Here is a 24,412-nt window from a genome sequence, read left to right as displayed (position 1 = left end):
CTAATTTTCTATGCTAATCCGCCCCAAAAGTTTAGCTGCCGCAACCTTAGCAATTGCCAGTGTTTTCGTAATTATTCCCGAAATAGCACGAGGGGTACAGTTGAGAGATGGAACTATATCTTTTGTCCAACAACCCCGTTTAGTCGAAGCTACAACGACACTAAAAGACATCAATGCTTGGGGTGCAACCTACTATTTCACCATCAACTTACCGGAAAAAGCTGGAGAACCCTTGCAAACAGTTACGTTTAATCAGCATGAAGGGGTAGATAATATTCGTTTCGATCTTGAAGATACCCGCGCTTTTGTGGGGACGCGCCGAAATAAAGGAGAAAATATTGCTTTAGGTTCTGTAACTAGAGACAAAAAAACCCGCACTGTCACCGTAGTATTTAACCCGCCAATTACTCCAGGAAAAACAATTACAATTGGTTTGCGTCCGGTGCAAAATCCCTTCTCGTCGGGAGTTTACTTGTTTGGAGTTAAAGCTTTTCCTCCAGGTGAAAAAACGGCGGGGCAATTTATGGGTTATGGACGACTGCAATTTTACGGCGATTTATTTGACTAACTTAGTTTGGCGCAAATGGGCGGCTTGAACGAGTAAAGAATCAGCAAAAGCGATCGCCTCAGTTTGAGATTCTCCACTAGCTAAAGTGGCTAATTCTTCCCGACGAGTGGCAAAGTTATCTAAGGCTTTTACACGCACCACTGTACGAGTATCCGCGTCTATAGAAGTATCAAGAGCTAGTTTATCAACGCGAAAATGACGATCTGCCATAGCCGCAATTAAAGGCTGGTGAGTGACGCATAATACTTGTTGGCGATCGCTTAATTGATGCAACTTTTCGGCGATCGCATTAGCTACTTTTCCCGATACACCTACATCAATTTCATCAAAAATCAAAGTTCCCGCCGGATCTAAGCTAGAAAAGCAAGATTTTAGAGCTAATAAAAAACGGCTCATTTCTCCCCCAGAAGCAACTTCAGTAAGCGGTTGCAAAGGTTCGCCGGGATTAGCGCTAAATAAAAATGTAATCCGGTTTCCTCCCATCGCTGAAACGGTAGTTGGTTCAATCGCAACTTGAAACTTTACCTTGTCCATTGCCAAAGGTTTAAGCTCAATTAGTAGCTTTTCTTCCATCCGAAAGGCGGTAGCTTGGCGGAGTTTAGTTAATTTATCTACCGTTTGCATCAGCTTGGTATAACAAGCTTTTTCCTTTTGTTCCAAGGCTTCAATCGATTGTTCGCCGCCGTCTATTTCTGCTAATTCTGTTTGAATGCGATCGTAATAAGCGATGACTTCTACGAGTGTAGGCCCGTACTTACGGCAAATTTGTTTTAATTCACGAATTCGCTCCTCAACTTCTGCCAAACGCTGCGGATCGGCTTCTAAAGCATCTCCGTAAACGTGTATTTGTCTTCCTACTTCTCCCACTGTAGCTAACGCTTCGGCGATCGCATCTACCAACGGCTGCAACTGAGAATCGTATTGCACCATGTCGGTTAAAACTATTTCCGCATTTCCCAACAAATCCGCCGCCGCCAAACCATCGTTATCGTTTTGATATACCGCTTGATAAACCTTGTAGCTTAACTGTTGCAACTCCACTACATGACTAAGACGCTGACTTTCTTGTTCTAAAGCTTCCATTTCGTCAGGATCGCTCAAAGAAGCCGCTCCTAATTCTTGCGACTGATACTTAAGTAAGTCTAATTGCTGCAAACGTTGGCGATCGCCCTGGCGGCGTTTTTCCAAATTTGTTTTCGCTTCTTGATACTCTGCAAACAGCTTTCCGACAATTTCCCGCTCTTTAAAATGCGCCTCGCCACCGTAAAGATCCAACCATTGCCTAACTTGTGCTGATTGTCCAACTTGTACTGTTTGCCCTTGGGCGGTAATTTCTACTAATAAGCCGCGCAATTGCGTCATTACCTGACGATTGACTAATACACCGTTTACTCTAGTGCGACTGCGAAGACTACCACTACTAGCATTCATTTCTCGACTGCAAACTAGGGTTTCTTCATCAATTAGTTCAATTTCTTGCTCTACCAACCACGCCGCCAAAGAGCGGTTTAACTTAAAAGTAGCTTCTACTATTGCTCGATTTGAGCCTGTACGGATAGCACGGCTAGAAACCTTACCTCCCAAAGCTGCATCGATCGCATCTAAAATAATTGATTTTCCCGCCCCCGTTTCCCCCGTCAGCACGTTCAAACCCTCGCCAAACTCTAGATTTAGCCGATCGATCAAAGCAAAGTTTTCAATTGAAAGAGATAGCAGCATAAAAACTTAATTCACCGTAAGGTTAGATGCCAAAAGTTGCTAGTTTGAGAGACACTCTTAGTCTAATGCGACTTCTCGATATAGTACATATATACTTGTGTATCGCTGATAAACAATAAAGATTAAACTGTTGATGTACAGGCAATTTTTAAACAAATTACTATCGCCAACTTAAAAATATTTCCAAATGCAGCCTACCGATCCTAACAAGTTCACAGACAAAGCCTGGGATGCAATTGTCAAGTCCCAAGATATAGCCCGGAATTATTTACAACAGCAATTAGATGTAGAACATTTAGTATTAGCGCTATTAGAACCAAATGAACTGGGCGATCGCATTTTAACTAAAGCTGGGATCGAACTTAGCCGCTTTCAACAACAACTCGACGCATTTACCCAGCGCCAGCCCAAAATTGGCAAAAGCGAACAACTCTACCTAGGGCGCAGTTTAGACCTGTTGCTTGACCGCGCAGAAGCAGCTAGAGCGAAGATGGAAGACGAGTTTATCTCCATCGAACACATCCTTTTAGGCTTTGCTCAAGACGATCGCATTGGTCGCCGTTTGTACAAAACTTTTAACCTCGACACGGCAAAATTAGAAGCAGCAATTCAAACGGTTAGAGGTAGCCAAAAAGTTACCGATCAAACCCCCGAATCGCGCTATCAAGCTTTAGAGAAGTTTGGGCGAGATTTAACGGAACAAGCAAAAAATGGCAAACTTGACCCTGTAATTGGTAGAGATGAAGAAATTAGGCGAGTAATTCAAGTATTGTCAAGGCGGAGTAAAAATAATCCTGTACTAATTGGCGAACCTGGAGTAGGGAAAACTGCGATCGCCGAAGGTTTAGCCCAAAGGATAATTAATGGTGATGTTCCCGAAAATCTCAAAAATCGGCAACTAATTTCTCTAGATATGGGAAGTTTGATTGCTGGGGCTAAATATCGGGGAGAATTTGAAGATCGTTTGCGATCGGTATTAAAAGAAGTTACCGGATCTAACGGGCAAATTGTGCTATTTATCGACGAATTGCACACCGTTGTAGGTGCGGGAGCAAGTCAAGGGACTATGGACGCGGGAAACCTGCTTAAACCCATGCTGGCGCGGGGAGAATTGCGTTGTATTGGCGCAACAACTTTAGACGAGTACCGCAAGTATATTGAAAAAGATGCCGCTTTAGAAAGACGCTTTCAGCAAGTGTACGTTAACGAGCCAACGGTAGAAACTACAATTTCTATTTTGCGCGGCTTAAAACAACGTTACGAAGTGCATCATAGTGTCAAAATTACCGATTCCTCGCTAGTCGCCGCCGCTACCTTATCTAATCGTTATATAAGCGATCGCTTTTTGCCCGATAAAGCCATAGACCTAGTAGACGAAGCCGCCGCGCAGCTAAAAATGGAAATTACTTCTAAACCCTCAGAATTAGAAGCAATAGATCGGCGGATTATGCAGCTAGAAATGGAAAAACTATCTTTAGCTGGAGAAGATCAACGCGCCGTTACTACTAAAGAGCGTTTAGACCGAATCCAGCAAGAAATCGCCAGTTTAACCGAAAAACAGCAAGAATTCAACAACCAATGGCAAGGCGAAAAACAGATATTAGATGCTATTAGTACGTTAAAAAAACAAGAAGATTCCCTAAGAGTTCAAATCGAACAAGCCGAACGCGCCTATGACTTAAATACTGCCGCACAGTTAAAGTACGGACAATTAGAAGGAGTACAACACGATCGCGAAGCCAAAGAAGCCAAGTTATTAGAAATTCAAACCCAAGGTTCAACGCTGTTGCGGGAAGAAGTAACCGAAGCTGACATCGCCGAAATAGTTGCTAAGTGGACGGGAATCCCTGTAAATCGCCTTTTAGAATCCGAACGCCAAAAACTATTACAACTAGAAAGCCATTTACACGAGCGAGTAATTGGTCAAACCGAAGCTGTAGAAGCCGTTTCCGCAGCCATCCGCCGCGCCCGTGCAGGCATGAAAGATCCCGGTCGTCCGATTGGTTCATTCTTGTTTATGGGCCCTACAGGAGTCGGTAAAACCGAATTGGCCCGCGCTTTGGCACAATTTCTATTTGATGCAGACGATGCTTTAGTGCGTTTAGATATGTCCGAATACATGGAAAAACACTCAGTATCGCGTTTAGTTGGTGCGCCTCCAGGCTATGTAGGCTATGAAGAAGGTGGTCAATTATCCGAAGCCGTGCGCCGTCGTCCTTATTCCGTTGTACTGCTAGACGAAGTAGAAAAAGCCCATCCCGATGTCTTTAATATTTTGCTGCAAGTGTTAGACGATGGCAGAATTACAGATTCTCAAGGTAGAACAGTAGATTTTCGCAACTCTGTAATTGTCATGACAAGCAATATTGGTAGCGAACATATTTTAGATGTAGCTGGAGACGATCGCAAATATGACCAAATGCAAACTAAAGTATTAGACGCATTGCGATCGCATTTTCGCCCTGAATTTCTCAACCGAGTTGATGATATTATTCTGTTCCATACCCTCAACCGCAGCGAGTTACGGCAAATTGTCGCTATTCAAATCAAGCGCGTGATGAATCTATTAGCCGACCAAAAAATCAGCCTAGAATTATCTTCCCCCGCCTTAGACTTTTTAGCAGAAGCAGGTTATGACCCCGTTTATGGCGCTCGTCCTTTAAAAAGAGCCATCCAAAAACAAATCGAAAACCCTCTAGCAACTAAGCTATTGGAAAACACCTTTACTGAAGGCGATACAATTCTTGTAGATTATGCAGACAGTAGTTTAACTTTTAATCGCCAAATTCCTGTTAGCTTGCTCAAAGAAGCTAAAGCAGCTAAGTAGAAAAGGCGATCGCCCTGATGAGAATGAAAGTGCAAATCGCCCCCTAACCCCCAATACTGGGGGAACTGGATTTCAAAGTCCCCCAGCATTGGGGGATTTGAGGGGCTAAACAGCCTCAAACGCCACAAAGGGAGACGTATATCGCTAACAACCATCTTCTCCCACACCGATTAAAATCTTAATTAACTAAATTACTACATCTAAAACCCATGCTGGAACAAGGCACAATCAGTATACATACTGAAAATATTTTCCCGATCATCAAAAAATCTCTCTACTCAGACCATGAGATTTTCCTCCGAGAGCTTGTTTCTAACGCCGTAGATGCCACCGAAAAGCTAAAAATGGTATCCCGTGCCGGAGAATATAGCGGCGATGCTGGCGAACCAGAAATCGTTATTGCTGTAGACAAAGAGCAAAAAACCTTGTCTATTACCGATAATGGTATCGGAATGACTGCCGAAGAAGTAAAAAAATACATCAATCAAGTAGCTTTTTCGAGCGCCGAAGAATTTATCCAAAAATACGCAGGTAAATCCGATCAGCCAATTATCGGACACTTTGGACTAGGCTTTTACTCGTCGTTTATGGTGGCGCAAAAAGTCGAAATTGACACCCTTTCATACCAAGAAGGCGCTCAAGCCGTCCACTGGAGTTGTGACGGTTCGCCAGAATTTCGTTTAGAGGATTCTAGCCGCACCCAACGCGGTACTACCATCACTCTATCTTTGCAGGAAGAAGAAGGCGAATACTCCGAAACCGCTCGTATCCGCCAGTTGGTCAAAACTTACTGCGACTTTCTCCCCGTACCCATCAAGCTAGATGGCGAAGTCATCAACCGTCAAAAAGCACCCTGGCGCGATTCTCCTAGTAGCCTAACCAAAGAGGATTATTTAGAATTTTACCGCTACCTCTATCCTTTTCAAGAAGAACCGCTATTGTGGGTACATCTCAATACCGATTATCCTTTTTTACTTAACGGTATCCTCTACTTTCCCAAATTAGTACCAGATGTAGACGTTACCAAAGGACAAATTAAACTCTTTTGCAATCAAGTTTTTGTTAGCGACCATTGCGAAGAAATTATCCCCCAATTTTTGCTACCCATGCGGGGAGTAATTGACAGCGTTGATATCCCGCTCAATGTATCCCGTAGTGCCTTACAGAGCGATCGCACTGTCAAAAAAATAGCAGACTACATTGCTCGTAAAGTTGGCGACAGGCTCAAAGAACAATACCGCGATAACCGTGCTGAATACATCAAAAGCTGGCAAGATATCGGCACTTTTGCCAAATTTGGCGCTCTCAACGATGATAAATTCAAAAAGCAAGTAGAAGATATCCTCATCTACCGCACTACCAAAGCCGCCGCCGAACCAACCCCCAGCGTTGAAGTTCAAAGCAGCGAAAATGATGCTTGGCAAGAGGTTAATCCTCCATCGGATGCAAACAGTCCGCAATACACCACGATTAAGGAATATTTAGAACGCAACAAAGAACGTCACGAAAACCGCGTTTTTTACTGCACCAACGAAGCCACCCAAGCTACATATATCGAACTACACAAAAGTCAAGGCTTAGAAGTCTTGTTTATGGACTCCTTTATTGACACGCACTTCATCTCGTTTTTGGAGCAAGAATACTCTAGCGTCAAATTCTCTCGTGTAGATTCTGACTTAGACGAAAGCCTTTTAGAACAAGACAAACCTGCGGAAATTGTTGATCCCAAAACTAATAAAACCCGCAGCGAAGTAATTAAGGAGATATTTGAGCAAGCCATCAATAAACCCAAAATTACCATCCGCACCGAGGCGATAAAATCTGACAATCCCCAAGGAACACCACCAGCGATTGTTTTATTACCCGAATTTATGCGGCGGATGCGAGACATGAGCGCCATGATGCAGCAACAAACCCCTCAATTTCCAGAGGAGCATATTTTGCTAGTCAATACTACTCATCCCTTAATTCAAAACTTGGTTAATCTCAACGCTGGCGCGATCGCAACTAGCGATGGATCTGCCCCTACAGCCGAACTTGCAAACCTCATCTGCAATCACGTCTACGATCTGGCACTAATGGCGCAAAAAGGCTTTGACGCGGAAGGAATGAACGCCTTTGTCGAACGTTCTAACCAGGTGCTAACACGCCTCACCGAACGGGCTGCTAGTAGCTAATTTGCTATGATAGGTGATCGCCTTTTATGAATGTGCGATCGCGGTGTTGCTGAATTCAGGTATGAAACTGATTTTTCGTGATTTCAAAACTAATGTAGAGACGTTACATTGCAACGTCTCTACACCAAAATTCCTACATCTAATCAGCAACGCCCGATCGCCTTTCTCCTAACTACCGATACAATAAGAAACTGCACGTTAGTTAACAATCAAAAAACTATTATGTCCCGTATATGTCAGTTGACAGGCAAAAAAGCCAATAACGCCTTTGCTATCTCCCACTCTCACCGCCGCACCAAAAAGCTCCAAGAATCAAACTTACAGTGGAAACGTATTTGGTGGAGTCAAGGAAATCGCTGGGTAAAACTCAAAATTTCCACCAAAGCCATCAAAACCTTAAACACCAGAGGTATAGCTGCAATGGCAAAAGAAGCCGGAATCAATCTCAATCATTATTAAGTTATTAATATTTAGGGCTAATGGTGTAGTGTGCTTCTAATTTCTACCATTAGCCCTAAAACTATAAAATTATCTCTACTAAGTTATTTTTGCGAGGGTTTTGGGTAAGATAACCTCGGCAAGATATTCATAATTATTTTTACTCGTAAATTAAGTTGCTGCCTAAGAATGTGTGTTTTTAGCGCAAAATTTTCTATTACCAGTAATAACACGCACGACTTTGTAGCAGCCAATATAATAAAATTGGTATTTATCCCATATCTAATAAACAATTCAACTGCTAAAAAAGTAGTTAGAAAGTCAATTTATTATCTTTACAAAAGTATAAAAGTTTACAAATACACATTGTTATTAAGTTTAAGCCTTGACCGCAAATCGCCCCAGCATTTTTTTGTTACCTGTAAAAATACCATCAACCAAAAGTAGTTATGTCAACCAACAAGCAAGATAAAACTAAACAAAATCTACTTAAGCAAATTGAGCAGCTATCGAAAACCGATCTCAAACAGCAGATTCAATGGCTACTGCGTGGTTGGATTGTAGGTTTACGGCAACAACCACAAGCGGGATTTGTGTTACCAACGGTTGTATTAGTTTTATTAGTTGTTGGCTTAACAGTCGCAGCCTTACTTTTTCGCTCGTTAAGTCGAACAACTCAAGTCATTGGTCAACGAGAGCAACAACAAATCTACAACGCCGCCACTCCAGCCATTGACCGCGCCAAAGCAAAATTAGAATACTTATTTAAAGATGGCAAACTTCCTAGTGGGATACCGCCAGAAGGTAAATTAGCTGAATTGATGCAGGAGAATGTTTACAATTTTCCTGGCAAAACCACATCTCAACAGGAAACTCGTCTGAACTTAGACGGTAATACTGGTACGACAGAAAACGCTTGGATGTATCAAGATGCTGAAGGCAATACTATTGCTTACTCTATCTTGATGAAAGCCGAGGAGGGAACCGTAAATGTTAAGACCGCAGACTTAGCAACTAAAGCAAGTAGTCTAGTAGTCCGCAGTGGCCCTGTTAGTACCGTTCAACCAAGTTCAGCTTGTGCAAACGCTGGTGCTAGTGCTTTAGAAAAAGGTTGGTTCAAAGATGGTGTTAGTACCGGGTTTTTGCGGAAAAACTTCCAAGTCAACGCAGTCGTGCTTAAAAATGGTGCAGCTAACCAAACTGCTACAACTTTAGAGTTTCAACAAGAGCGACAAGTAGACCGAGGAAATAAATGGGGCGCATGGTTTCTTAATGACCTAGAAGTTTTTCCAGGTCCTGAGTTCAACTGGAATGGCTCAATGCACACTGAAGGAACGATATTTATAGGCTCTGCGGCTTTCAAAGCACATTTAATTAGTGCGCCTAATTCTTGCTTATATGGTGTTGATGGTTTAGAAGCTTCTGAGATAAGTATGAAAGATCAACCAGAAGTTAGAGATCCAATCAATCCAGCAATAATCAAGACACCCAGGTTTCAAGGGCAGATTATTAGTGGCACAATGAAAGACAATACCTTTGTTGCTACTGTGGGGCAAATAGATCGCAGTCCCACCCAAACCACTACCCTTGGTTCAGCTACCGACTCTGTAAGACAAGACACAGTAGGCGCAGTCAAGCTACCTGTTGATATTGCTCTTGATGCCCTATCACTACTTACAGAAGATAAGTCGGAAGCTCGAAAAGCTGCTGACCCAAACAATACAACGGCAAGAGATACAGCAGCTTGGGATACTACCAACCCTCTAGCTCAAGGTGCAACTCAGAGAGTTTTCAATAAAGCAGTTGCCAAACCATACGTAGATGATAGTTATCGGGCTGATAATCGCTACGGGCCAAAAATACCCAAGGGTGGACTACCCGCAGCAACCAAAGTAGGAGATCCAATAAGTAGCACTCTTACAGAACTTGTTAGCAACGATCCTATAGCTGGTAACATTGATAACGTGGGTCTAGATGGTTACTGGGAGCGCCGTTCGCGCAACCAAGGGTTGCGAATTATTGTTGGACAGCGCCTAGAGTTGGGCAATCCTCTTGCTGCACCTGGTTCTTTAGGAAGCAGACCTCACGAAGCCTTGCAAAGACGAACTTTAAGGGACAATCTTGCGGCGGTACAAGCAACAGCTATTTACTTCCATGAAAATGTTGATACACCTGTCGCTTGCTTGGCTACTGCCGTACATCCTGGCACTGCTGATAGTCTCAAAAACAGCGCTACGTTTAGAGACGTAACCTTTAACGTAGGTGGGACACCTGTAACACTGAAAAATGACTTTTTTACTGGCAGGGGAACAAACGGATGGGAGTACACCGCCCCAAGTGCTGGAGGACCTAATGCTGCACAGCTAATAGCTTTAAAGAACCTTGCCAATTATTCCGGCGATCCTAATGGGGCATTTCCGCCCAAGCAAGAAGCGTCAACTTCAACGGTTGTTCACCCCTACCCACTCTTAACGCAAAACGGAGATTTCTCCAATTTAAGACGCGCTCTGACAATTCTCGCTGGTTCTAGTTACGCCGATCTCAGCACCGCCGATAAAACCTACATTGATACAGCTAATTGTTCTTTAGGAATGTTGGCTGACGAAATTAAAAAACTTAAAGATTATAGTTATACAAATGCAGCTAATATAGTAAACCTAACGGCTTTAAATTCTGCTTTAGCTCCAACAGCTATGCCAGTTATAACTGGAGCCACACCGGAAGAAGTTACTACAAAGTTGTTTCAAGCAAATTTACCGATCGCTGATACAGCTTGGTTGGTTTATCTAAAAGAGCAGATTGATCGCGATCGACGTAACAATGTAGGTTATGTGTGTAGTACAAACCTTAACCCTTCTGCCCTTGCTATACATCCCTACCCATACATAGTGGCAAAGCTATGTCCTCCTATTACTACTCCTATTGTTCCAAAGTATGAAGCTTTATCTTACATTTTCCCCACAGCCAATCGCAATGAATCTCGTGCCGATACTTACCTAAACTCTACAGGTGTAAATCCAACTACGTTAGTTTATCAAGGTATTGGAGGTACTACTTTCAATACTGTTAATGACGATACCGCTCTAGAGAGCATTAGATTAACTCCACAACCTATCGCTAACTGGAAACTAGATCCAGCAACGATTGCCAGCCCCGGTACTAATGCACCCAATGATAAAACTAATAACTTAATCAAATATACAACTGCGGGGGGAGTCTCTACGGTCTACCGCATTCCCTTCAAAGATACGGCTTTATTCAACGGGCGCGAAATGATGAGCGTCAGAGTGCTAAACATTGACCTTGACTTGTTACGCCAAAATCAACCTTATGCTGCTGATACCTGGCTGCCTGCAAGCGGACTTGTTTTTGCCTTCCGTGAAGATGCTGTTAGAGAAGATGGCATTGCTAGACCACCTCTGGGGACATGGCCTCAGTACAAAAGCGTGTGGGACGCTAATACTGCCTCTGGCCCTCCAGAAACTAGCACTGGCACGCCATCACAAATTTGGCGCATGGATGCAGTTACTCCCAAAGACCCACCATTAAATGGCTCGGATGGTAATGGCGCGATTTCAGCAGGTGGAACAGGTATTAGCCCCAAACCAATTGATTACTACCCAGATCCAGCGCGTCGTCCTTATGGTTTCCGCCTAAAGCAAGGAACAACTCTAGCCCGAACGGTAGTGGGTGTAGACAACACTTTCGGTTTGTCGTTTATTTCTGATAACACCGCCTATATTCAAGGAGACTTCAATTTACATAAAAACTCAAGTAACACTTTACTTGAAGAATTTACTCAGCTTTTGACCTACGGTACTGGTGGCTTTTACAGTAATTTTTACACTCGCACAACGCCTAGTACAGAGTTTGCCAAACCTGCTATTGACTCGTGGCGACCTACAGAAATTATTGCCGATGCTATTACTATCCTTTCCAACAGTTTTTGTGATGGTAGCATCGAAGATGGATTATTTGTATCAGGATCTGCTGCACCAAGCAGTACAACTACTATAAGCGAGGCTAAATATGGTTGTGGTACAGGCAACATAGCCACTTCTTATCTAAACCAAAACCGTCCTACTGGTAGTATTACTTTTGCTAGCTGGCTTCGAGAAAATATAGCTGATGATAAGTCTCCAATAGTTTTTGATAGCGAAGGAGCGCCTCGAACAGGTACTGCTACTCCAGGAGTAAAGTACGCTGGTGCATACCAGGCTTTTACCAATGGAAAACAAAGAAATATAGCTTCAGTCACCCGCATTAATGCCGTTCTAATTAGTGGTCTTGTACCTTCGCGACAACAACAAGCTTATGGGGGTTTGCATAACTTTCCTCGCTTTCTAGAAACCTGGAATGGTAACCCAAAGACTGATTTATATCTTTCTGGGTCTTTTATTCAGTTAAACTTCAGTACCTCTGCCACTGCCCCTTTTGACCAAGATTCTTGGGAAAAACTTGATACCTCCGATGCAAATGAACCAATCGAATATTATGGCCCTCCCAATCGTCGTTGGGGTTACGATGTAGCCTTGCAGTTTCAAGCTCCAGGCGCAGTTTCACAGCGTTTTACAACTATTAGCTCTATTCGTAGTGAGTTTTATAGAGAGTTGCCTGTAGACGACCCCTATATTAGAAAGCTGCGTTGTGCCACCATTGGTGCAACTTCTACCAAAGTCGATCCCAAATGTTCTTAACACCACACCCCAAAAAAATGCTTAGTAATCTTAGTCTTTTTAAGCAACCAAAAACCAATCTCCAAATAGAAGCACAAGGATTTACCTTAGTAGAATCTTTGATGGGAATATTGGTAATAACAGTAGTGGCAATCACAATTACACCGCCAATTGTTATCAGCACCGCTACGCGCGTACAAAACCGCAGAGCCGAACAAGCTATGCAACTGGCACAAGCAGAAGTTGATCGAATCAGAGTTTTGGTAGAACAAGGAGGAGCCTACACAGCAAAATTACCTCCCGTTCCTAGTGGCATAATACCCGATAGCAATATTGCTAAAGTAACGGCTCCTACAACCTTTGTTACTACTCCCATTGTTAGCGGTAAAATTGACACCGATCTAAGTCGTGCTTTAGCTAATGCTACTACCAAAGCTTTTGGTGTTGATGTAGACAACGACGCTCAAGTTGACTACTACGTACAAATATTTCGTGACAACAACTCTAATGCAATACCTACTGGAACAACTACGTTAGTTGCATTTCAACTTGGAGTTAGAGTTTATTCAAAAGTCGCTAGAGCTGGGAGCTTGCAAATTTTGCCTGCATCTTTGCGACTGACAACAAGTTATGGAAGTCAAGAATTTAGTCCTTTAGCGGTTGCCTATACTACAGTTGCTCGTAGCGATGCAACGACAGTTTCTTTAGAAAAATATAAGCAGTATCTTAGTCCGTAACGTTGATTATTATTGAGTAGATTGCCAAAATTAGGTAAAAAAATGAATATAAAATATTTTATTTTTCTATTGCGCCAATTGTCGTTTAATCATCCTAAACGCAAAATATCTGGTTTTACTTTAGTAGAACTAATAATCAGTATGGCGATCGCTTCAGTTGTAGTATCAGGTTTGATGTCTTTGGTGGTTCAATTGGTATCCACCAATCAGCAAGAGTCAGGACAAACCCAAACTCAAAATGATATGCAGCTTGCTCTTGACTATATTAGTAACGATCTGCGAGAAGCAGTATATGTTTATCCTGGAGAATGTTTAACAGCTACAGGAGAAGGAAGTAAGTCAGCAATTACCGTTAGCCCAGACTTTTGTCCTGGAGTTGTCAATCATATCAAAGATTTTGGTACTGACTTTAACAATAATAGTATGCCAATTTTAGCTTTTTGGAAGTTAGACACTCTGCCCAGCCCTCTAATTAACAGTTGTGGCACTGCTACCCCTACAGCAGGCGTACCTTGCAATTCCGGCAGAACTTACACATTAGTTGTTTACTTTTTAAGAAAAAACGTAGACACTGACATTCCTAGATGGTATGGTAAATCCCGCTTGCTACGCTATGAATTGCCTAATTATGCAAGTGATGGCACTGCGATCGCAAATTATGTCAGTCCAGAACAACCAGGTGTAGGTTTTCGTAAGTGGCCCTGGCAGTTGAAAGGTGGTACTGTAAGCAATTTACAAGCTGCTATACCTAACCTTAACAATGACATTCCTCAGACTTTGGTAGATTTTGTTGACGGGGAACGAATAAATTCATCAGTTGCCGATTCTACGGCTTGTCCTGTCGACGATCTCACCAATGATGTTTATTATCGAGTTTCGCCAGATGTTACTGCCACACCTTTTGCTGGCGTGAGAAGTTTTTATGCTTGTGTCAGAGTAGATAAAACTTCGGAATTAGGCGTGGATGTTTACGATGGTAGAACATTGAATCAAGATGTTTTAGTCTTTCTACGGGGAAATAGCATAGGGAGAGTACAACCTGGTAATAACAATAAGCTTCCGACGCTAAGAACTCAAGTTTTGAGACGAAGTATCGTTAATAAAGATCCTAAAGCAATTGACTAAATAGTATTTCAGTTTGTAAACACATTAAGTTAAAACAAAAAATGAACAAGTATTGCTTGTCAAAGCAGCCCGTAGCTGGTTTTACATTGCTAGAATTAGCAACTACAGTTTTTCTTGTTGGTATAGTATCAGCGATCGCAGTTCCTAGCTTTACAGGATTAATCAATCGCCAGCGCCTAAATAATGCCCAAGAACAAGTTTTTATAGTAATGCGGAATGCTCAATCTAGCGCCAAACGAGAAAGACGTACTTGGGCTGCTTGTTTTCGTGATGATGGGAGTAAAATCTTATCTTCTGTAACTCGTTTACCTGAAAGTAATCCTACTTGGGCTTGTACTAGCGCTACAAATTGGCGACCACTTTTGGGAGCGGATTCTAAGCACATCGCTATAAATTCAACCTATACTACTTTGAGGCAAACTCCTGCCAATTACTATCGAGCAAGGTTTAAATTTGATGGTACTCTTGAAACCACTGACGGGGGTGCAGCAGTCCAAAAGGGAAAAGTCACCCTTAACATTCGTAACGAAACGAACAATATCAAACGTTGCGTATTTGTATCTACTTTACTAGGAGCGCTTCGCACTGATGAAGATAGCAAATGTACCATTTGATAGATTAAAAATTAAAACTATGTTTAATAAAAAACAGCTTGCTTGATTGAGTTTTGAACTTAATCAAGCAAGCAATATTTATGATGTCCGATTAAATTTATCTCTCTTTACAGTTGCTTCACTTCAGCTACTAACTTCGCCACCATATCTTTAGCGCTGCCAAACAGCATAGTAGTTTTATCTTTGTAAAACAATTCATTGTCTATACCAGCAAAACCCGCACTCATGCCGCGCTTGATCACAATCGTCTGTTTTGCCTTGTCTACTTCCAAAATCGGCATCCCATAAATTGGACTAGCGGTATCATGACGGGCGGCAGGATTAACTACATCATTTGCCCCAATTACTAAAGCTACATCGGTTTGTTCAAACTGGGGGTTGATATCGTCCATATCTGATAACTGAGGATAAGGAACATTTGCTTCAGCCAGTAATACGTTCATATGCCCCGGCATCCGCCCCGCTACAGGGTGAATGGCATATTTGACATCTACACCCATGCGCTCCAATTGATCGGCGAGTTCGCGCACGCTATGCTGTGCTTGAGCCACTGCCATACCATAGCCGGGAACAATGACAACCGAACGAGCATAACCTAGCATCATTGCACCTTCTTCAGGGTCAATACTGCGGACATTTTTATCGGTTGCTGTTGCACCTGCACCGCCGCTTGCAATACTACCACCGCCAAAAGCGCCGAATAAGACGCTAAATAACGAGCGATTCATTGCTTTACACATAATCTGAGTCAAAATCAACCCAGACGCGCCTACCAAAGCGCCAGCCACTATTAGCATATTGTTCATGACTACAAACCCCGCCGCACTTGCTGCTACTCCCGACAAGGAATTTAACAGCGAAATAACTACAGGCATATCGCCGCCACCGATGGGAATTACAAACAATACGCCCAGCAGCAAAGACACGGCAACTACACCAAGAAACAAAGGTACATTTTCCGGCGTTACCAATAAGTAACCGCTACCGACGACAAACCCAATCAGCAACAAAATATTTACTGGTTGCTGCAATGGAAAAGTAATCGGAGAGCCGCTAATTAAGCCTTGCAACTTCGCAAAAGCAACCATACTGCCTGTAAAAGTCACGCCACCAATAAAGACATCTAACAGCATAGAAATATTCGCATCTAAACCGATAGCTTCGCCATTGCCAATTAGCCGCCAAAACTCAGCCACTGCTACTAATGCTGAAGCTAAACCCCCCAAACCATTCAATAAACCGACCATTTGGGGCATTTCGGTCATAGCGACTCTTTGGGCTGCGATCGCGCCTATCAATGAACCAATCGCTAAACCTACCAAAATCATCTCATAATTCAATACTTGCCGATCTAGCAAAGTTGCCCCCACCGCCAGCAACATTCCCCCGGAAGCTAACAAGTTACCATTACGCGCTGTAGCGGGCGATCCTAGTTGTTTTAACCCGATGATAAATAAACACACTGCAACTAAATAAGTTAGCTGTATCCCCGTTGGTAAAAAATCGTTCACGCTTTAACCTCTTTTTTCTTAAACATTTGCAACATCCGATCAGTAACCAAAAAGCCGCCCACGACGTTGATAGTTGCCAGTACCACCGCAATCAAGCCCAAAATTACACTAATATTTACGTCTCTACTCCCAGAAACAACTAACGCGCCAATTACGGCAATTCCCGAAATAGCATTAGCGCCAGACATCAAAGGAGTATGCAGAGTTGGCGGGACTTTATTAATTACCTCAAAGCCAACAAAAGAGGCTAAAACAAACACGAATAATGCCGCAATTAATGCTTCTGTCATCGTTAAAATTCTCCTATTTAAAAACTAATTGCTGATTAGATGTATAAATTTCGGTGTAGAGACGTTGCACTGCAACGTCTCTACATTGCGTTGGTTTTTAAATCTCGTGCGATCACTTTTGTCCCTTAACTTAAACAACGCCACTAATTACCCACCGTTGCACTGGTAGCCGTTAAAGCATCTTTTACTCTTTGGTTGCGAATCTCTCCGTCATGCGTAATGCAAGCAGAATCAATAATGTCGTCAGCAAAATCGAGGTTGAGGGCGTTGTCTTTAACTAAATACTGCACCAAAGTAGCCAAGTTTTTTGAATACATTTGGCTGGCGTGGACGGGCATTGAAGAAGGTAAATTAATCGTGCCAATAATTGTTACGCCGTGCCATTGCACGTCTTTTCCTGGCTCAGTACGGGCGCAATTGCCACCTTGATCCGCCGCCAAATCAACAATTACCGATCCCGGCTTCATTTGCGCTACCATTTCCTCGGTGACAAGTAACGGGGCTTTTTTACCCTGTACTTGCGCCGTTGTGATTACGACATCTGAGTTTTTGATGTGTTCGGCTAATACTTGTTGAGTAAGTTGTCTAGCATCGGCGGAGATTTCTTTGGCATAGCCTCCGGCGGCTACGGTTTCCTCGTTTAGCTGTACTTCTACAAACTTTGCTCCCAAGCTTTGCACTTCTTCTTTAACTGCGGGACGAATATCAAAAGCTTCCACTACTGCGCCCAATCTCCTTGCTGTAGCGATCGCTTGTAATCCTGCTACCCCTGCTCCCATAATAAATACTTTAGCTGGGGCGATCGTTCCTGCTGCCGTTGTTAACATCGGAAAGTATTTAGGCAAAGCCGCCGCCGCAATTAGTACAGACTTGTAACCCGCTACTGATGCTTGGGACGATAAAGCATCCATGCTTTGCGCTCTACTGCTGCGGGGGATTAGTTCAATAGCAAAAGCCGTAACTTTCTTGTCCGCTAGTTTTTGGGCAGTCTCCGGCGCTCCCAAGGGGTTGAGAAAGCCAATTAATACTGCTCCAACTTTGAGTAAATCAATTTCTTGTCGCCCGTCTTCTCGCTCTTGGGGTAAGCCGACTTTGAGCAAAATATCTGCCTCGCCCCAAATCGCGATACTATCGGCTACAACCTTTGCTCCGGCTGCTTCGTAAGCTGCATCAGTAAAAAATGCGCGATCGCCTGCACCCGCTTCTACCCATACTTCTAAGCCTTTTTTCACCAATCGCGCTACAGTTTCGGGTATCAAAGCAACGCGACGTTCACCGACTTCAATTTCTTTAGCAACCGCTATGATCATTTCATCTCCTTAAAATGGGGAAAACTTGTTTTTGCCAGGGTAAATGTTTTTGTAATTACCGATTTTCTGGCAAAGGCAGCAATAAATTTGTGCCTTTGACTAATTAAAATAGTTTGCAAACATTTATTAAGCAACAGTTTCCTTATTTTGTTTAAACGTTGCACATTTTGCCCATCTTAGGTCTATATCTAACTTAGAAAACTTTGTCTTTAGAATAATTGATAATTTCTTTTGAGCGCGATCGCAATTCTAATCCATTTTAATGATGTGTTTAGGAAAAAGTGCGATCCTATTTGATTCATGAACATCAATCGTAGGGGCGCAATGCATTGCGCCCCTACAATATTCACTGACTTAGGATTGCTATAGTGCGATCGCTAAATTTCTCAATACCGAACTAGCATTATTTATTTCTATGGGCGTTTGTACCTTGCCCTAGTTACCTTTACACCTACCTTAAGGCACTTTTTTAATAGCTTTTACGTCTAAGTTGGTGAAGCAAGTAGTAAATTATAAGTACAAAAACTTACTCTAAACCAATGTTTGCCAAAAAATCTACGCTACGTTTTCTTTCTGCCTTAGCTGTCACCAGTTGCTTAGTCGCTGGGTTTCCCGCGCTTATTTCTGCTCAAAGTTTGCCTGGATTTACAATTTTTAGCGGTGTCAAACGCGAAAATCAATTACCCTTTAGATTAGACTTTGGCGGACAAGCTGGCGGCTGGGATCGCTATCGCTTGAGGATTCCACCTAAACAGTTAAAGTTAGCTGTAGCTCAATTTTCTGTCTCTTATCCTGATTATTACAAAGGCACTTTTGACACTGACAAAGTTGAAATTCGCATCAAAGGTAAAGCTGTGCCTTTAAAAGAAGTAGTTTGGAATAAAGAAAACCGAGCTTTAGAAATCTACCCTGTAGAGCCAGTACCCGCCGGAAGTCGGGTAGAATTGGTACTTTCTAACGTCAAAAACCCAGGCTTTGGCGGTACTTATTATTTCAATTGTCAAATCCTTTCCCCTGGCGATGTGCCACTTCTGCGTTATGTAGGTACTTGGATTGTTAGCATTTCTTAGCAATTTTAGTGATATTATTGTAGATTGTGACTTTTGACGAAATTTAAGGGCCTAAATAATGAAACGGACATTAGGCGGTACTTGCCGTAAAAGAAAGAGAACTTCAGGCTTTCGCGCTCGGATGCGTAACCCAGACGGACAAAATGTAATTAGCGCTCGTCGCCGAAAAGGGCGGTATCGTCTCAGCGTTTCTTAACAATGTACTGTGGCTTTACCAAAAGTAAATCGACTCAAAAATCGGCACGACTTTCAAACCCTATTTCGGGAAGGAAGCCGCCTGAAAAGCTCTCATTTAACTTTGAGAGCTTTACGTATGCAAACAATCCCAGTCAAGGGAGTTGTAAACGCAACACGGATTGGTATTTCTATCAGCACGAAAGTCAGCAAACGCGCCGTAATTCGCAATCGCATCAAACGCCAACTTCGGGCAGCATTTCGGTCATTGTTACCGCAAATAACGCCGGGATGGAGCTTAGTTGCGATCGTACAACCTCAAGCAGTAACGAGTAAGTGCGATTATCAACAATTTCTGCAAGAATTAGAGCAGTTATTGACGAAAGCAGAGGTAATAAATGGGCATTCGTGAAGATGTTTACTACGAGGGTGGCCCTCACGTAGGAGAATTGATATTTGGTTTAATTATCGGATTAACAATTGTAGCCTTACCCTTGACAGTGGGCGCGATTGTCCGGGCTTTGTGGTTGCGCTACCGAATTACAAACCGTCGGATTACCATTACTGGGGGTTGGCTAGGACGCGATCGCACGGATATTATTTATTCAGAAATCGTCAAAATAGCTAAAGTCCCTCGCGGACTTGGCGCTTGGGGAGATATGGTATTAACTTTACGAGATGGTAGCCGTTTGGAACTGCGAGCCGTACCCAAGTTTCGGGAGATTTACGAATACATTAATGATAAAGTAGCTCTCAAAAATCCTAAAGTAAGTGCAACGGCGGACAACTAAACTATATTTATGATTGGCTAAATATTTACAAGCCAATCGTTACTAAAACATATACGGTAAATGCTACCCGTACTTGTCCACCAGTATCGGATAAATTAAATTCAGACAAATTAACATATCTTAGGTTAAGTTCACTTAAATGGATTTTGGTATAGGGTTTCTCTCTAACAACGTGATGCTGCCGATCCTAGATTTTTTCTACGGAATCGTGCCAAGTTATGGACTAGCAATTGTCGCGTTAACGCTAGTAATTCGCTTTGCGCTTTATCCTTTAAGCGCCGGATCAATTCGGAATATGCGGCGCACGAGAGTTACTCAACCGTTGATGCAAAAACGAGTTAAAGAACTTCAAGAGCGCTACAAAGACAATCCGACCAAATTGCAGGAGGAAATGAGCGGTGTTTATAAAGAATTTGGCAATCCTTTAGCTGGCTGTTTGCCCGTAGTGGTGCAGATGCCCGTACTATTTGCTTTGTTTGCAACTTTACGAGGTTCACCCTTTTCTGATATCAATTACAACGTCAATTTGCAAATTCTGCCTCAAGCACAAATTGAGCAGGTTCAACCCGTCGCTTTTACAACTCCACCCCAAAATATTTACATTGCTGATGGAGTCCACGCGCCAATTATTGCCGTTTTACCGAGTGGAAATAATTTAAGCGTTGGTGAAAAAACAAAAGTTGAGTTTCAAACCGTAGAAGGTAAAACTTTAACCGCCCTAGAAGCCGAACATCCCGATACTAGCCTTGTACCCACTTTAAAAGTGACCAAAGGCGAAGATCGAGTAAAAATTGATGCCAATGGCAACATCGAAGCTATAGCACCGGGAGAAGCCACAATTCAAGGCACAATTCCGGGACTTGCCAGCAATAAAGGGTTCTTGTTTATTGATGCCTTGGGCAGAGTTGGTGCTTTTGATGATGATGGGACAATTCACTGGGATATTGTCGGTATGATTGTCGGTTTTGGTTTGAGTCTTTATTTGAGCCAAACTTTATCGGGACAAGGTGCAACGGGGGGAAATCCTCAGCAAGAAACCGTAAATAAAATCACACCGATTATTTTTTCGGGGATGTTTCTATTTTTCCCACTTCCGGCGGGAGTTTTGATGTATATGCTGATTGCCAATATATTTCAGACATTGCAAACGGCGATCGTTTCGCGTGAACCTTTGCCCGAAAATCTACAAAAAATTGTGGAAGCAGACGCAAAAGTAGCAGAGGCAAAAGATCGAGAATCACTCCCCTTTGAGCCAAATCGTAGTAAGAAAAAAGCTTCAGGTTAAAAATGACTGATAGTGCAATGGAGCAGGGTCAGCAGTGGTTAAAAACGCTGCTGCAATTATCTGGAATACCTGCGGATGTGAAAGCAAACGTAGATAATAGTAGCGCCCATAAACCAGGGGAGGAGTCAGTAGATAGCTACTGGTTGACTATTGATGAAACAAACTTGAGTAAAGAACAAGTAGAAACGCTGATAGGTTCTTCTGGTGAGGTATTGGATGGCATTCAATACTTAGCTAATGCCACTTTAAACTTAAACCAAACAGAGCCACACGGCTTTTATATTATTGAGTTGAACGGCTATCGAGCTAAAAGACAAGCGGAACTAAGTGCGATCGCTCTAGAAGCCAAAGAAAAGGTACTAACATCAACGGAGGAAGTAGAAATTAAATCTTTATCCTCCGCCGAACGTCGCCAAATTCATACTATTTTGCAAGAATACCCAGAATTAGAAACTTTTAGTCGTGGGAAAGAACCGCACCGTCATCTTGTTGTCAGGCGACTTGGTGAAGACAATCCCGGCTAAAAAACTTTAATTTTTGCCACAATCAAATTAATTAGCGTTTATTGAGGGTGAGGCAAACTTCCGATGGAGGCAATTTACATTCCCGAACTGACAAAAGCACCAGAGAGAACTGAGGTTATAGCAATTCAAGAGTTTATCTCAGGATTAGAAACTTTAACTCCGGTGCGAGGTCAGGTAAAAATTCAGCATCAAGGCAACTATTTAGAGGTGTCGGGTAAAGCAGAAACCATTGTTACCCTAACTTGTCATCGTTGCTTGAATCAATACAATCATCGCTTAAGCATTGATACTTCAGAAATGATTTGGTTAGATGAATCGGCAAGTCTTCCCTACGAAGGTGCGATCGATAAAGAGGTGGCTGTAGAAGACTTAATCGAAACTTTACCGCCGCAAGGCTACTTTAATCCTACAGAGTGGCTGTACGAGCAATTGTGTTTAGAAATGCCTCAAAAACAGTTGTGTCAAAGTGACTGCGCGGGTTTAGCTGCCGATATTAGCAATAGTAGCGAAAAAATAGGCGATCGCCGTTGGGCTTCTTTGGAAGCGTTAAAAAAGCAAATACCCTAATAATGAGCTTCCGCAATGAATTTGAACTACTCCTACGCGCCCGTTATCCTTTGATTTATATTCCCACTTACGAGGAGGAACGAGTAGAAGTAGCAATTAAAGAAGAATCACAAAAGCAAGGCAATCGAGCGGTATACACTTGGGATTTTGTCGATGGCTATCAGGGAAACCCCAACGATGCGGGATTTGGTCGGCGCAACCCCGTACAGGCATTAGAATTTGTCGAAAAAATCCCCGCCAGCGCTGCCGCCGTGTTTATACTACGAGACTTTCACCGCTTTTTGGAAGATGTATCGGTGTCGCGCAAACTCCGCAATTTAGCAAAGTTGCTCAAATCTCAACCGAAAAACATAGTTATACTATCGCCAAAAATTGCCATCCCCGAAGATTTAGGGGAAGTGCTGACGGTGTTAGAGTTTCCTTTACCTGCGCCTCCAGAAATAAAAATCGAAATTGAGCGCTTATTAGTGGCGACGGGACAATCAATTGGCACAAAATTTTTAGATGAATTAGTCCGCTCTTGTCAAGGGCTATCAATGGAGCGGATTCGCCGGGTACTAGCAAGAGCGATCGCTTCTCACGGGGAATTGCAACCGGAAGATGTGGAATTAGTTTTAGAAGAAAAGCGCCAAACTATCCGCCAAACTCAAATATTAGACTTTTACCCCACCACTGAAAAAATTTCCGATATCGGCGGATTAGACAACCTTAAAGACTGGTTGCTGCGGCGGGGTGGTGGATTTACCGAAAAAGCCAGAGCCTACGGTTTACCCTACCCGCGCGGGCTGCTCCTAGTAGGAATTCAAGGTACAGGGAAGTCTCTTACCGCTAAAGCGATCGCTCATCATTGGCATTTACCTTTACTAAGGCTCGATGTAGGGCGATTATTTGCGAGTTTGGTAGGCGAATCAGAGTCCCGTACTCGGCAAATGATCCAAGTAGCCGAAGCCCTCGCCCCTTGCATTTTATGGATTGATGAAATTGATAAGGCATTTTCGGGACTAAATAGTAAAGGCGATGCTGGGACTACTAGCCGCGTTTTTGGCACGTTTATTACTTGGTTGGCGGAAAAGACCTCCCCGGTGTTTGTGGTGGCTACAGCCAACGATATTCAAGCGCTCCCGCCAGAAATGTTGCGCAAGGGGCGGTTTGATGAAATATTTTTTGTCGGCTTACCGAGTCAGGAAGAAAGACAAGAAATTTTTACAGTGCATTTATCGAGATTGCGATCGCACAACCTCAACAATTACGATCTGCAACGCCTAGCTTACGAAACTCCCGACTTTTCGGGCGCAGAAATTGAGCAAACTTTAGTAGAAGCCATGCACATCGGCTTTAGCCAAAACCGCGACTTTAGTAGCGATGACATTTTAGAAGCGGCTAGTCAAATTATCCCCTTAGCTCGTACCGCGCAAGAACAAATTGAATTTTTGCAAGAGTGGGCGAAAGCGGGTAAAGCTCGTTTGGCATCAAAACACAATCCGTTAAGCGATCGCATTGGGCGACAATTGCCGTAATTGATAGGAGGTATGAGTAATGAGGTTTACGTCAGGCTTAGTTAAATTAATTTTAGGATTTATAATTGCGATCGCTTTAATTGTTAGTGGTAGCGTTGCTTTAGCGCTCATATTTATCAACCGATCTTCCTTACCACCTAAGCCCATTTTTGCTAACGACACTAACGCCGTCAAAAAAGCGGCAAATATATCTAAACCTAAAAAGCCTACTCCTACCGCGAAGAAACCAACTGTCGCCAAAAGTAGTAAACCTTCTCCTTCACCTTTAGCTTCTAATACTTATCCAGCGCGGGTTACATGGAATCAAGGCTTAAGCTTGCGCTCTGAACCCAGTTTAGAAGCAGAACGTACTGGTAGCCTAGATTACAACCAAAAAATTATAGTTTTGCAACAAAGTCAAGACGAAAAATGGCAAAAAGTCCGTTTAGAAGATAGCGATTTGGAAGGGTGGGTAAAAGCAGGTAATACCGAGCGAGTAAAACCAGAGTAAAT

General features: G+C 42.8%; 21 protein-coding genes. 17 read left to right on the top strand and 4 right to left on the bottom strand.

Annotation, left to right across the window (positions count from 1 at the left end):
* Nucleotides 1–10: 10 nt before the first annotated feature.
* Nucleotides 11–568, top strand: coding sequence for a DUF2808 domain-containing protein (locus SYN7509_RS0215890; protein ID WP_009631839.1), 558 nt, complete (start codon nucleotides 11–13; stop codon nucleotides 566–568).
* On the opposite strand, the gene recN is transcribed toward SYN7509_RS0215890, so the two are convergent.
* On the bottom strand, nucleotides 557–2,287 hold the full coding sequence (gene recN, locus SYN7509_RS0215885) for a DNA repair protein RecN (RefSeq protein ID WP_009631838.1): 1,731 nt from the start codon (nucleotides 2,285–2,287) through the stop codon (nucleotides 557–559). The genes SYN7509_RS0215890 and recN overlap by 12 nt on opposite strands.
* Nucleotides 2,288–2,474: 187 nt before the next feature.
* Here recN and clpB point away from each other — a divergent pair, with 187 nt between their 5' ends.
* The 7 genes from clpB to SYN7509_RS0215850 all read left to right on the top strand — a co-directional run bounded on the left by clpB (nucleotide 2,475) and on the right by SYN7509_RS0215850 (nucleotide 14,881).
* Entirely contained in the window at nucleotides 2,475–5,114 is a 2,640-nt protein-coding gene (gene clpB, locus SYN7509_RS0215880; protein ID WP_009631837.1) for an ATP-dependent chaperone ClpB, read from the top strand.
* Nucleotides 5,115–5,323: 209 nt separating this feature from the next.
* Nucleotides 5,324–7,291: a molecular chaperone HtpG gene (htpG, locus tag SYN7509_RS0215875; protein WP_009631835.1), complete on the top strand. Its 1,968-nt coding sequence runs from the start codon at nucleotides 5,324–5,326 to the stop codon at nucleotides 7,289–7,291.
* 222 nt (nucleotides 7,292–7,513) lie between these two features.
* On the top strand, nucleotides 7,514–7,750 hold the full coding sequence (rpmB, locus tag SYN7509_RS0215870; RefSeq protein WP_028954364.1) for a 50S ribosomal protein L28: 237 nt from the start codon (nucleotides 7,514–7,516) through the stop codon (nucleotides 7,748–7,750).
* Nucleotides 7,751–8,178: 428 nt separating this feature from the next.
* Nucleotides 8,179–12,426 carry a hormogonium polysaccharide biosynthesis protein HpsA gene (gene hpsA / locus SYN7509_RS0215865; protein ID WP_009631833.1) on the top strand — a complete coding sequence of 1,416 codons (4,248 nt, stop codon included), beginning with the start codon at nucleotides 8,179–8,181 and terminating at the stop codon, nucleotides 12,424–12,426.
* Nucleotides 12,427–12,443: 17 nt separating this feature from the next.
* Entirely contained in the window at nucleotides 12,444–13,142 is a 699-nt protein-coding gene (locus SYN7509_RS0215860; protein ID WP_009631832.1) for a type II secretion system GspH family protein, read from the top strand.
* A gap of 42 nt (nucleotides 13,143–13,184) precedes the next feature.
* Nucleotides 13,185–14,267, top strand: a complete 1,083-nt coding sequence (locus SYN7509_RS0215855) for a prepilin-type N-terminal cleavage/methylation domain-containing protein (RefSeq protein ID WP_009631831.1) — start codon at nucleotides 13,185–13,187, stop codon at nucleotides 14,265–14,267.
* Between the two features lie 41 nt (nucleotides 14,268–14,308).
* Complete coding sequence (locus SYN7509_RS0215850; RefSeq protein ID WP_009631830.1) at nucleotides 14,309–14,881, top strand: pilus assembly FimT family protein; 573 nt, start codon at nucleotides 14,309–14,311, stop codon at nucleotides 14,879–14,881.
* Nucleotides 14,882–14,988: 107 nt separating this feature from the next.
* Here SYN7509_RS0215850 and SYN7509_RS0215845 read toward each other — a convergent pair whose 3' ends face one another.
* The 3 genes from SYN7509_RS0215845 to SYN7509_RS0215835 all read right to left on the bottom strand — a co-directional run bounded on the left by SYN7509_RS0215845 (nucleotide 14,989) and on the right by SYN7509_RS0215835 (nucleotide 17,992).
* Nucleotides 14,989–16,392, bottom strand: a complete 1,404-nt coding sequence (locus SYN7509_RS0215845; RefSeq protein ID WP_009631829.1) for an NAD(P)(+) transhydrogenase (Re/Si-specific) subunit beta — start codon at nucleotides 16,390–16,392, stop codon at nucleotides 14,989–14,991.
* Nucleotides 16,389–16,682, bottom strand: coding sequence for an NAD(P) transhydrogenase subunit alpha part 2 (locus SYN7509_RS0215840; protein ID WP_009631828.1), 294 nt, complete (start codon nucleotides 16,680–16,682; stop codon nucleotides 16,389–16,391). The genes SYN7509_RS0215845 and SYN7509_RS0215840 overlap by 4 nt, the downstream gene beginning before the upstream one ends.
* Nucleotides 16,683–16,825: 143 nt before the next feature.
* Nucleotides 16,826–17,992, bottom strand: coding sequence for a Re/Si-specific NAD(P)(+) transhydrogenase subunit alpha (locus SYN7509_RS0215835; RefSeq protein ID WP_009631827.1), 1,167 nt, complete (start codon nucleotides 17,990–17,992; stop codon nucleotides 16,826–16,828).
* 539 nt (nucleotides 17,993–18,531) lie between these two features.
* Between SYN7509_RS0215835 and SYN7509_RS0215825 the strand changes: the two genes are divergently transcribed.
* The 9 genes from SYN7509_RS0215825 (at nucleotide 18,532) to SYN7509_RS0215790 (ending at nucleotide 24,410) form a co-directional block, all read left to right on the top strand.
* Nucleotides 18,532–19,062 carry a DUF2808 domain-containing protein gene (locus SYN7509_RS0215825; RefSeq protein WP_009631826.1) on the top strand — a complete coding sequence of 177 codons (531 nt, stop codon included), beginning with the start codon at nucleotides 18,532–18,534 and terminating at the stop codon, nucleotides 19,060–19,062.
* 58 nt (nucleotides 19,063–19,120) lie between these two features.
* Nucleotides 19,121–19,258, top strand: coding sequence for a 50S ribosomal protein L34 (rpmH, locus tag SYN7509_RS28635; RefSeq protein ID WP_071994164.1), 138 nt, complete (start codon nucleotides 19,121–19,123; stop codon nucleotides 19,256–19,258).
* Nucleotides 19,259–19,267: 9 nt separating this feature from the next.
* Entirely contained in the window at nucleotides 19,268–19,648 is a 381-nt protein-coding gene (gene rnpA / locus SYN7509_RS0215820) for a ribonuclease P protein component (protein WP_009631825.1), read from the top strand.
* Entirely contained in the window at nucleotides 19,635–20,027 is a 393-nt protein-coding gene (locus SYN7509_RS0215815; RefSeq protein ID WP_009631824.1) for a PH domain-containing protein, read from the top strand. Before rnpA ends, SYN7509_RS0215815 begins: the two co-directional genes overlap by 14 nt.
* A gap of 139 nt (nucleotides 20,028–20,166) precedes the next feature.
* Complete coding sequence (yidC, locus tag SYN7509_RS0215810; RefSeq protein ID WP_009631823.1) at nucleotides 20,167–21,312, top strand: membrane protein insertase YidC; 1,146 nt, start codon at nucleotides 20,167–20,169, stop codon at nucleotides 21,310–21,312.
* A 2-nt stretch (nucleotides 21,313–21,314) separates the two neighbouring features.
* Nucleotides 21,315–21,836, top strand: coding sequence for a Jag family protein (locus SYN7509_RS0215805; RefSeq protein ID WP_009631822.1), 522 nt, complete (start codon nucleotides 21,315–21,317; stop codon nucleotides 21,834–21,836).
* A 63-nt stretch (nucleotides 21,837–21,899) separates the two neighbouring features.
* A complete protein-coding gene (locus tag SYN7509_RS0215800) occupies nucleotides 21,900–22,403 on the top strand; it encodes a YceD family protein (RefSeq protein WP_009631821.1) in 504 nt (167 codons plus the stop codon).
* 2 nt (nucleotides 22,404–22,405) lie between these two features.
* The gene (locus SYN7509_RS0215795; RefSeq protein ID WP_009631820.1) at nucleotides 22,406–23,920 is read left to right on the top strand and encodes an AAA family ATPase; all 1,515 of its coding nucleotides are present in this window, start codon (nucleotides 22,406–22,408) and stop codon (nucleotides 23,918–23,920) included.
* Between the two features lie 19 nt (nucleotides 23,921–23,939).
* Nucleotides 23,940–24,410, top strand: coding sequence for an SH3 domain-containing protein (locus SYN7509_RS0215790; RefSeq protein WP_009631819.1), 471 nt, complete (start codon nucleotides 23,940–23,942; stop codon nucleotides 24,408–24,410).
* Nucleotides 24,411–24,412 lie beyond the last annotated feature (2 nt).

Origin of the sequence: Synechocystis sp. PCC 7509 (genome assembly GCF_000332075.2) — a bacterium.
Classification (GTDB): Bacteria; Cyanobacteriota; Cyanobacteriia; order Cyanobacteriales; family Chroococcidiopsidaceae; genus Aliterella.
This window is presented reverse-complemented; position numbering and strand designations above follow the sequence as displayed.